3 protein-coding genes are annotated in these 3,262 nt (G+C 66.3%); all 3 read right to left on the bottom strand.

Translation table 11 applies throughout. The annotated features are described in order from the left end of the window. Positions 1 to 181: 181 nt before the first annotated feature. Positions 182 to 1,438 carry a ParB/RepB/Spo0J family partition protein gene (locus tag ACFC02_RS42075; RefSeq protein ID WP_376368241.1) on the bottom strand — a complete coding sequence of 419 codons (1,257 nt, stop codon included), beginning with the start codon at positions 1,436 to 1,438 and terminating at the stop codon, positions 182 to 184. Next, positions 1,435 to 2,700, bottom strand: coding sequence for a ParA family protein (locus ACFC02_RS42070; RefSeq protein WP_376368239.1), 1,266 nt, complete (start codon positions 2,698 to 2,700; stop codon positions 1,435 to 1,437). Before ACFC02_RS42070 ends, ACFC02_RS42075 begins: the two co-directional genes overlap by 4 nt. A gap of 182 nt (positions 2,701 to 2,882) precedes the next feature. Beyond that, the gene (locus ACFC02_RS42065) at positions 2,883 to 3,155 is read right to left on the bottom strand and encodes a hypothetical protein (RefSeq protein ID WP_376368237.1); all 273 of its coding nucleotides are present in this window, start codon (positions 3,153 to 3,155) and stop codon (positions 2,883 to 2,885) included. Positions 3,156 to 3,262 lie beyond the last annotated feature (107 nt).

The following is a 3,262-nucleotide window of genomic DNA, read 5'->3' as shown; positions in this document are numbered from 1 at the left end:
AACGACCCGGCGAAACGAAGCCAACCCGAACCACAAGGTTCATAGCACCGCGAACGTCTCATTTGACTTGACAACTACCGGGGAGACGGCTGCCGCTCCCCTCCCCTCCCCTATTACGCCGTAATAAGGCCGTCCCCCTATTACGGCGTAATAGGGGGACGGCCTGTACGACGGTCTGTGCTCAGCGGGTGCTGCTGGGGGACTCCAGACGCTCCTGCTGATGCTTGTTGAGGATGACGAGCATCCGGTCGAACTCCGTGACACTCATCTTGCGGATGAGGTGCATGGCGAGGAAGGCCCCGTTGTCGTAGGGCAGTCGGCGGGCTGCGGAACCGTTGACATCGGTGAGGTCCTGGTCGGGAACGGAAGCCCGGTCGGACCGGGGCTCGGGCACGGTCTCCTGAGCGGGAGTGGACCGTACGGCCACCGAATGAATGGCCTCGACCTGCTCGGCCGACCGGACTGCCTCGTCCGGCTCGTCCAACTCGTCCGGCTCCTCTGACTCCTCAGGCTCGTCCGGCTCTCCCTCGTCGACGGGGTCGGCCTCGTGTTGTTCCTCCCGGGTGGTCTGTAGCCTCTCCAAAGTCTCCGGGCTCTTCGCGCCCGCTTCGCTCTCCGGTTCTTCAACCTCGTACCCTTCGGTCCCTTCGTCCGTGTCCGAGCCGAGGGGCGTCGGGGCTACTGACGGTGCCGGAGTCATTGGGGCGACGGCTGCCGCCTTCCGCTCCACTTCCTTGCGGAGCCGCTCGGCCTTCAGCTCTTCCAGGGCGGCCTCCTGCCGCTCCTGCGGTTCCTTGGCCACGGCCCGGAGCAGTTCGACGGGCTCCGCACCGACCGCTGCCTGGAGTTGGGGGGACAGGTTCAGCAGGGCGAGGCGCTGGGACACCCAGCCTTGGGACTTGCGCAGTCGCTTGGCGAGCTTGACCTGTGAGCCGTGGATGGCGAGGAGCCGTTGCAGTGCACGGGCCTCGTCGAGCGGATCCAGATCGTTGCGGTGGATATTGGCGACGAGTGCGGATTCGAGGATGGCGTCGCCGTCACTCCCCTGCTCGTCGTCGACCATCACATGGAGATGGGTGAGTCCTGCCTCCCGGGCGGCGGCAAGGCGGCTGCTGCCGTCGACGACGACGTGTGTCGTGTCGGGCTCCAGGTCCTTCTCACGGTCCGGGTTGGCTTTGAGGTAGGCATCGCGGTTCATGACCGTGATGGCCTGCTTCTGACCGTGCTCCTTGAGGCTGCCCGCGAGTTCGCTCAGATTACCGAGGGTGGTGCGCGGGTTCTCGGGGTTGGGGCTGATGCGTGCAACGGGCAGACTGGTCGGCGGGGAAACCCCCTCGGTGGGGACGCCGGTGGCCGCACCGATCGCGGCACGTCGGGCACTGACCGGCCGGGCGCCTCCTCCGAAACGTCCCGCTCCGAGCTGATCGGCCTTGCTCATGAGATCTCCCGTGCCAAGGCCCGCATGCCGATGGCCTGCTGCGAGGAGGGGGCGTAACTGAGAAGGGGCTGCTTCATGCGCACTGCTTCCTTCTGTTCCTTCAGGTCGCTGATGAGACCGACGACCCGCGGATCCTTTATGTCGATCCAGCCCTGGAGCGAGGAGGTGGCGATGTAGCCACGGCGGCCGTCGTAGAGGTTGACGACGATCCCCAGGTAGTCGATGTCGAGGCCGAGGTCGTTGCGGAGGTCCTCGATCTGGTTGGTGAGCAGGTCGTAGGCGTCGGCGGAACTGTCCTCCGCCTGGACGACGATGAGCGCGCCGGACTGACCGGGGCGCTCGCCGTCGCGGCGGCGTCCGTAGTAGGCCGCCGCGTCCATGCTGAGGCCGAGGCTCGGCGGGCAGTCGACGAGGATCACGTCGTAATCGGCTTCCAGCGGAGTCAGCGCTCGTTCCAGAGCGGCCTCCCGTGCGCGCACGGCGGACAGGCGCACGTCCAGCAGGAAGGCGTCATGGCAGGCGGGCAGCAGGTGCAGCCGACCTCCGAAGTGGTCCTCGTCGATGGAGACGATCAGATCCCGCAGCTCGCCCTTGGGGTCCCCCGCCATGTGGTTGGTGAGGCTGTCACCGTTCATCGGCAGGGGAGCAGCCCCGAGCTGGTTTGTCAGGTGGCACTGGGGGTCGAAGTCGACCAGCAGGACCCGAAAACCGCGGCCGGGGAGCTTCTCGATGTCGAGGGGGTCCCTGCTGGTGTCGCCCGTGTCGCCGTCCCTGTCGCCCACCCGCAGGGCGGCAGCCAGGGCTTTGGCGACGCGTACGGGATACAGGCGGTTGGAGTCCTCTGACAGTGCCTCACCCACACCAGCCGTGATGGCCGTCTTGCCCACGCCGCCCTTCTGGTTGCAGACGACGATGCGGCGGGTGATGTCCGGGCGCTGTACGTCGGGGGCCGGGTTCGTGTCGAGCCAGAGCTGAACGGACTGGGCGAGTCCCTGAATGAGGGAGACCCGTCGGTCCTCCGAGATCCCGCGGAACTCCTCCCACTGCCCGGGAGGCAGGAAGGTGGAGAAGGACTCGGCCCCGACGGTGTCGACCGAGGCCGTCGCCGAGGCGAGGGCGCACCAGGCCGCGATGCCCTGCTCGACGGCGGTCTGGATCTCGATACCGAGCTGTGCGGTTCTTACCTTGAGGTTCTGCCGGAGCCATCCCGGCAGTTTGGAGACGACCTTCACTCGGTCGTTCGAGGTGGCTGGCATACTCATGGCGCTACCTTACTAACGTCATTGATCAACTACAGCACCGACACGTTACTTAGTACGACTTGGTGATGCGTCAGGTCGCGGCACCCGATCCCCCAGCCCTATTACGGCGTAATAGCCGGAACAGGTGCGCTTCGGCCAGACCCTCTCTCCCATGATGCCTGCGGTCCATGACCCGGCACCTATTACGTCGTAATAGGTGCCGCCTTCGCCGCCTTGAGGAAGTCGGCAGCGACGGTCAGCGCGAGACGTGCCTCACCGGTGAGGACCGCGGGTCTGGCCGTCTGCTGCTCCTGCTTGGCCAGGGCACGGACAGCCGCGTCCAGGTTGCGGTGAAGGCTCACCATCTGGAGCAGGGTGCGGCAGTGCGGAAGCACCGCCTCGATCTCCTCGAACCAGTAGTCCGCATCCTCGTCGGGCGCCAAGCCGTCGCGCTGCTCCAGGAGGCGGCCCGCCACAGGGACCAGAAGTGAATCGCCCCGGGTTTGATGGAGACATCGAAGACTCGGAAGGATGCCGCTCATGGCTGCTCCCCGTAAGTACCCCGACGAACTGCGTGAGCGTG

Origin of the sequence: Streptomyces sp. NPDC056160 (genome assembly GCF_042268205.1) — a bacterium.
Lineage (GTDB): Bacteria > Actinomycetota > Actinomycetes > Streptomycetales > Streptomycetaceae > Streptomyces.
The sequence above is the reverse complement of the archived record's forward strand: the minus strand, read 5'-3'. Positions and strand labels throughout refer to the sequence as shown.

What these genes read in the sequence shown, in the direction of transcription:
- ACFC02_RS42075 (WP_376368241.1), bottom strand. Translation starts at nt 1,438, where the DNA reads ATGAGCAAGGCCGATCAGCTCGGAGCGGGACGTTTCGGAGGAGGCGCC.
- ACFC02_RS42070 (WP_376368239.1), bottom strand. Translation starts at nt 2,700, where the DNA reads ATGAGTATGCCAGCCACCTCGAACGACCGAGTGAAGGTCGTCTCCAAA.